The following is a 6,749-nucleotide window of genomic DNA, read 5'->3' on the forward strand; positions in this document are numbered from 1 at the left end:
GCGAAATTCAGCAGCATTCCGATCACGCCAATGCCCTCGGGTGAAATACCGAACAGCCAGTTGGCCGCGACATTGCTCTCCGGCGACCAGAGCTTGAACCAGCCGATATAGAGGAAGGTGAAGCTCAGCCCCGTGACCATCCCGGCAATCGCGCCCTCGCGGTTCATGCGCTTGGAGAAAATGCCCATGAAGATCGCCGGGAACAGCGACGCCGCGGCCAATCCAAAGGCGAAGGCAACCACCTGCGCCACCCATCCGGGCGGGTAGATGCCAAGATAGCCGGCAACCACGATCGCGGCCGTTGCCGCCAGCCGCGCAGCCAGCAGCTCCCCTTTCTCGGTAATCTGCGGCCGGAAGGTGCTCTTCAGCAGATCATGGCTGATCGACGAGCTGATCACCAGCAGCAAGCCCGCCGCCGTCGACAGCGCCGCCGCCAGTCCGCCGGCGGCGACCAGCGCGATCACCCAGCCGGGCAGATTGGCAATCTCCGGATTGGCCAGCACCATGATATCGCGGTCGACATAGACTTCATTCTCATTGTCGTCCGCCGCTGCATTGACAACCACGCGCTCGCCGCTGCTGCCCGTTTCTCCGGCAAATTCCGGAGCGCCCTGGAACGGATCGCCGGTCCCCAGCTGCATGCGGCCATCGCCATTTTTGTCGCGCCAGGCGATCAGGTCATTGCTTTCCCAGTTCTTGAACCAGGCCGGGGCCTCGGCATATTCGGTGTCCTGCACGCTGTCGATGAAGTTGAGTCGGGCAAAGGCGCCCACCGCCGGCGCCGTCGTGTAGAGCAATGCGATGAACACCAGCGCCCAGCCCGCCGACTTGCGGGCATCCGATGCCTTGGGCACGGTAAAGAAGCGCACGATCACATGCGGCAGACCCGCTGTCCCGACCATCAGCGCCGCGGTGATGCAGAAAACATCGATCATCGACTTGCTGCCATCGGTATAGGCGGCAAAGCCCATGTCCTGCAGCACCAGATCCAGTTTCTGCAGCACATAGAGCCCGGAACCGTCATTGACCGTCGAGCCCAGCCCCAATTGCGGTACCGGATTGCCGGTCACCAGAAAGCTGATGAAGAAAGCCGGCACCATATAGGCGAAGATCAAAACGCAATATTGCGCCACCTGCGTATAGGTGATGCCCTTCATGCCCCCCAGCACCGCATAGACGAACACGATTGCCATGCCGATGATCACGCCCAGATTGATCGGCACATCGAGAAAACGGGAAAAGACGATGCCGACGCCGCGCATCTGTCCGGCAATATAGGTGAAGCTGATGAAGATCAGGCAGATCACCGCGACCACCCGGGCGGCGCTGGAATAGTAACGCGTGCCGATGAAGTCGGGGACGGTATATTGTCCGAATTTGCGCAGATAGGGCGCCAGCAGCAGCGCCAGCATCACATAACCGCCGGTCCAGCCCATCAGATAGACCGACCCGTCATAGCCGGAAAAGGCAATGATCCCGGCCATCGAGATGAAACTGGCCGCCGACATCCAGTCGGCCGCCGTCGCCATGCCGTTGACCACCGGATTGACTCCGCCGCCGGCCACATAAAATTCCTTGGTCGAACCCGCGCGCGACGCGATCGCGATGCCGATATAGAGCGCGAAGGACAGGCCGACGAACAGATAGATGAGGGTCTGGGTCGCCATCAGCCGCGCTCAGTCATCAAGATCATATTGCCGCTCGAGCTGTCGCATCCTCACGCTGTAGAAGATGATCAGCAGGATGAAGAAATAGATCGCCCCCTGCTGCGCGAACCAGAAGCCGAGCGGATAGCCGCCGAGGGCAAATCGATCGAGAAAATCGCGGAACAGGATGCCCGCGCCAAAGGAGACAACGAACCAGATCGACATCAGCGTCCACAGCAACCGGATATTCTGCGACCAATAGGCCGTTTCATTGGCGCTGGTTTCGCCGTCCTGTTCGGACGTGTCCGGGCTTTCATCAGACATTCTGGCCTCCCCCTTGTTCTTAGCGGTCAAGCTAGAGGGAGAGGCAGGATAGCGCAAACATGTTTTATCGTGAGGAGATATCCTCCCTCTCCCTTCAGGGAGAAGGGTGCGCAGACTTGGCAGCTTGCTGCCTAGTCGTAGCTGGGTGAGGGTGTACAATATTCGAGAGAACAGAACCCCCTCACCCAGCTACGCCTAATTCGCTGGGCTCATAAGGCTTCCTATCCTTCTCCCTCACGGGAGAAGAATCCTTTATCAATCAAACTTCCCGCTCTTCGGAAACCCGGTCGGCGGCAACCGCCCGGCGGCCCCGCGCGCGACCCGCCACATCGTCAGATCATTCTCGGTCCGCGTGCGGCCAGTATCGCCGCCCATTGCCCAGCTCAGGCCTTCTTCCAGCCGGAACACGATTGCATCGGAAAGCCCGCCATCCTTGTAGCGCTGCAGCATCACGCCCTGCCCCTTGGACATTTCGGGCATTTCGGAAAGGGAGAAAACCACCAGCTTGCGGTTCTCGCCAATCGCCGCGACATGATCGGCGCCTTGGGGAACCGGACGGACGACGAGCAGCCGCGCGTCGCCCTTGAGATTGGCCACCTGGCGGCCCTTCTTGGTTTCCGCCACGACATCGGCGATAAGACAGAGGAAGCCGCGACCCCAGGTCGAGGCGATCAGCAGCTTCGCCTTCATGTCGGCGACCATCAGCGCGATCGGTTCCGCGCCGGCTTCCAGATCGACCATCGATCCGACCGGCTCGCCAAAGCCGCGCGCACCGGGCAGCTTGTCCGCACCAATGGTGTAAAACCGTCCATTGTCGCAGGCCATCAGCAGTTTGTCGGTGGTCTGCGCGTGGAACGCATAGCGCGGGCCGTCGCCTTCCTTGAACTTGAAACTGTCGGGCTGCGACAGATCGGCATGGCCCTTCATCGCCTTGATCCAGCCGCGCTTGGACATGATGACGGTGACCGGCTCCTTCTCGATAAAGGCTTCGAGCGAGATTTCCCGCGCCGGCGCAGCCTCGATCAGCATCGTCCGCCGCTTGCCGAGATCGGTGTCCTCGGCGTAGAGCTTGCGCAGGTCGGCGAGATCCTTCTTCAGCCGTGTCTTCTGACGCGCCGGGCTCTCGATCAGCTTTTCCAGCCCGTCGCGTTCGTCGAGCAGCTTGTCCCGCTCGCTGCGCAATTCCATTTCCTCCAGCTTGCGCAGGGAGCGCAGCCGCATGTTGAGGATCGCTTCGGCCTGCCGGTCGGTCAGTTGGAACTCGTCCCTCAGCATCGGCTTGGGTTCGTCATGATTGCGGATGATCTCGATCACCCGGTCGAGGTTGAGATAGGCAATGATATAGCCTTCGAGCAGTTCCAGCCGGGCGGCAATCTTGTCGAGCCGGTGCTGGGAACGGCGCACCAGCACCTCGATCTGGTGGACAATCCAATGTTGCAGTACTTCGCCGATGCCCATCACCTTGGGCACCCGGTCCTTGTCGAGCACGTTCATGTTGAGCGAGAAGCGGTTTTCCAGATCGGACATCCGGAACAGCGCGTTCATCAGATCTTCCGGATCGACCGCGCGGCTTTTCGGCTCCAGCACGATCCGCACCTGCTCGTCGGATTCGTCGCGGATATCGGCGAGTATCGGCAGTTTCTTGTCGGCGATGATCTGGGCGATCTGCTCGATCAGCTTGCCCTTCTGCACCTGATAGGGAATTTCGGTGACGACAATCTGCCAGGCACCGCGCCCTTCGGCATCTTCCTTCTCCCACTTGCAGCGAACCCGCATCGCGCCGCGCCCGCTTTCATAGGCGGCATCAATGACGGATTTCGGATCGACGAGCGTTCCGCCCGTGGCCAGATCCGGCCCCCTGATGATCGCCATGATGTCGGCATGTTCGGCCTTGGGCGAGTCGATCAGCAAGGTTGCAGCGTCGATAATCTCGTGAACATTGTGCGATGGAATGCTGGTCGCCATGCCCACCGCAATCCCGCTCGCGCCATTGGCGAGCAGATTGGGGAACAGGCCGGGCATAACCTCCGGCTCTTCGTCCTCGCCATTATAGGTCGGTTTGAAATCGACCGTGCCCTCGTCCAGCCCGTGCATCAGCTCGATCGCCGTGCGGGTCAGCCGAGCCTCGGTATAACGATAGGCCGCCGCGTTATCGCCATCGATATTGCCAAAATTCCCTTGCCCGTCGACCAGCGGATAGCGCAGCGAGAAAGTCTGGGCGAGGCGGACCATCGCGTCATAGACCGACTGGTCGCCGTGCGGATGATATTTGCCGATGACATCGCCGACCACCCGGGCACATTTCTTGTACCCCTGCGACGGCTCCAGCTTGAGCAGCCGCATCGCCCAGAGCAGGCGGCGGTGCACGGGTTTCAGACCGTCGCGGAGATCCGGCAGCGACCGCGCTGTAATCGTCGACATTGCGTAGATCAGATAGCGTTCGGACAGCGCTGCATCAAAGGGCGCTTCGACGATCGCGTCAAATTCATCTTCGGGAGCCGCTTCCGGCGCATCGGTTACATCACTCATGCCGCAGGCGATAGCAGGCTGGATTCACCGTTGGTAGGGGGAAAGTGGCCTTGCGATAAAGAGATACGGTTCCCCGGCGCAGGCCGGGGTCTATCTCCTGATATCTGGTTCATCTGCCTGGACAATTTGTCGCGTGAACTCGACTTCGGGCACACAACTTCCTCCGTGCCTTGCCGAAGGTTCCGGAGATGGGCCCCGGCCTGCGCCGGGGAACTAGCCGCGAACCGCTCGTTTCTCTTCGCTGCGATAATAGAGAAATGCGAACCACAGCGCGACCGCGCCGAGCAGGTGCCAGACGGCATGACCCTGCAACAGGCTGTCAGGACTGCATAGCTGGCCGCGCTGATCGAGATTCCAGATCGTGAAAGCAACAATATTGGCGATCAGTCCCGCAATATAATAGCCGGTTCGCACCTGCAGGCGCAGCGGTCTGGCGAAGACAAGCTCGAGAAGGATCGCAATGCCCAGGATGACCGCAAACAGCCAGCGCCGGACTTCCGGTAGGCCGTAGAGGATGGCCACCAGCACCGCGCACAACAGCGCATAATGGACCAGCGCCCGCCGGTCCGGAATGTTCCACCATTTCGCCAGCGCCCGGATCAGAAAAAATCCGCTGACCAGATACATGCCCAGCACATCGAAAAACTGACCCCAGAGGGTAAGCGTTGCGTGGAGCAGAACCGATCCAATCCCGACAATGATCGCCGCCGTCCCCAGGATCATGGCCGCAAGCGGCGGAAATGCTGACCGCCAGTCTCGCGACCGGCTCATCAGGACGATCAGCAGCCCGGCAAACACATAGCCGAAGGACGACAGGCTGTTGGCCGGCTGCAACAGGACCGCACCCGACCTCGGCATTTCGCAGAAACAGCGGGTTTCCGAGCAGGTCGCCGGAGCAAAGCGCGACCATTCGGGTCCCAGAAGATGGAGCAAGGCAAGTGTGATGGCCGCAATCAGCACGGTCAACGCCGCCGCGGCGATCAGCCTACTTCCCACGCTGATCAGCGCCCCAGCCATTCCGCTGGCAGATCAAGACCTTCGCGCTCATTGTCCCAGATGATGCTCATGATCCACCAGCGGCCATTGGGCCTGCCATCAATGCTCATGCTGTCATTCCATAGATGCACCATATTCACCCCGCGAAACTGAATCTCCGGATGGTCGGGTGTCTCGCGCGCTTCATAAGCACTGAAGACATGCGCGATCTGGCCGAACATATCCGTCTTCCGGCCAATCTCGATTTCGTAAAAGCTCCGCCCCGCCAGGATCGGAATCGTCGCCTCGACAAATTCGTCATAGCTGAAGGTGAAGGCAACCGGTGCCCCCTCGACAATCCGCGTCCGGGTGATCAGCGCGCGCGGGTGATAGATTTCGCGGTCACGCTCCCAGTCCTGGCCGCCCGGCGGTCCGGAGATACATTCATAGAGCGTATCCATGATTTCATCGATGGTTTCATATCCGGCCATGACGTTCCCTGCTTTCCCCTCTTTCCACCGATCATCATGAAACGGGATTGTTTGCGCCGCAAGCTGCTTTGGCATATAGTGAGGTTCGGCTGCCCCGATCCGTTCAATCCACCGCGATTCGAACCGTCGGGGCTTGATTTTTTGTCGCACTCTTTGCGAAGTGGAACCCAATAATGTCCCGTCGTCGCCAAATCTATGAAGGCAAGGCCAAGATCCTTTACGAAGGCCCGGAGCCCGGCACGATCATCCAATATTTCAAGGATGATGCCACCGCTTTCAATGCCGAGAAAAAGGGTACGATCAACGGCAAGGGCGTGATCAACAACCGGATCAGCGAACATATCTTCACCCTGCTCAATCACATCGGCATCCCCAGCCACTTCATCCGCCGCCTCAACATGCGCGAACAGCTGGTCAAGCAGGTCGAGATTGTCCCGATCGAGGTGATCGTGCGCAATGTCGCCGCCGGATCCCTGTCCAAGCGCCTCGGCATCGAGGAGGGTACACCGTTGCCGCACACCTTGCTCGAATATTGCTACAAGGATGACGCGCTCGGCGATCCCTTGGTCGCGGAAGAACATATCGCCTGTTTCGGCTGGGCCAGTCAGGAGGAAATGCAGGATATTTCCGCCATGGCCATTCGGATCAACGATTTCCTGGCCGGGATGTTCGCCGGCATCGGCATCAAGCTGATCGATTTCAAGCTCGAGTTTGGCCGGATTTTCGAGGGTGATTTTTCACGCATCATCCTGGCTGACGAAATCAGCCCGGACGGCTGCCGCCT

Annotated in this window: 6 protein-coding genes; 1 reads left to right on the forward strand and 5 read right to left on the reverse strand. The window is 59.9% G+C overall.

The window, feature by feature from the left end:
* From ACEW8J_RS01845 to ACEW8J_RS01865, 5 genes are all read right to left on the reverse strand, one after another.
* A partial coding sequence (locus ACEW8J_RS01845) for a sodium:solute symporter family protein (RefSeq protein WP_373489925.1) occupies positions 1-1,667 on the reverse strand: 1,667 nt, incomplete at its 3' end.
* A gap of 9 nt (positions 1,668-1,676) precedes the next feature.
* Positions 1,677-1,970 carry a DUF4212 domain-containing protein gene (locus ACEW8J_RS01850; protein WP_373489926.1) on the reverse strand — a complete coding sequence of 98 codons (294 nt, stop codon included), beginning with the start codon at positions 1,968-1,970 and terminating at the stop codon, positions 1,677-1,679.
* Positions 1,971-2,225: 255 nt separating this feature from the next.
* Complete coding sequence (gene parC, locus ACEW8J_RS01855) at positions 2,226-4,499, reverse strand: DNA topoisomerase IV subunit A (protein ID WP_373489927.1); 2,274 nt, start codon at positions 4,497-4,499, stop codon at positions 2,226-2,228.
* Between the two features lie 213 nt (positions 4,500-4,712).
* Entirely contained in the window at positions 4,713-5,516 is an 804-nt protein-coding gene (locus tag ACEW8J_RS01860) for a ceramidase domain-containing protein (protein ID WP_373489928.1), read from the reverse strand.
* Entirely contained in the window at positions 5,501-5,965 is a 465-nt protein-coding gene (locus tag ACEW8J_RS01865; RefSeq protein WP_373489929.1) for a hypothetical protein, read from the reverse strand. Before ACEW8J_RS01865 ends, ACEW8J_RS01860 begins: the two co-directional genes overlap by 16 nt.
* Before the next feature lie 173 nt (positions 5,966-6,138).
* On the opposite strand from ACEW8J_RS01865, the gene purC reads away from it, so the two are divergent.
* The coding region (gene purC / locus ACEW8J_RS01870) for a phosphoribosylaminoimidazolesuccinocarboxamide synthase (RefSeq protein ID WP_373489930.1) at positions 6,139-6,749 on the forward strand (611 nt) is incomplete at its 3' end.

Origin of the sequence: Parasphingorhabdus sp. (assembly GCF_041748495.1) — a bacterium.
Taxonomy (GTDB): domain Bacteria; phylum Pseudomonadota; class Alphaproteobacteria; order Sphingomonadales; family Sphingomonadaceae; genus Parasphingorhabdus.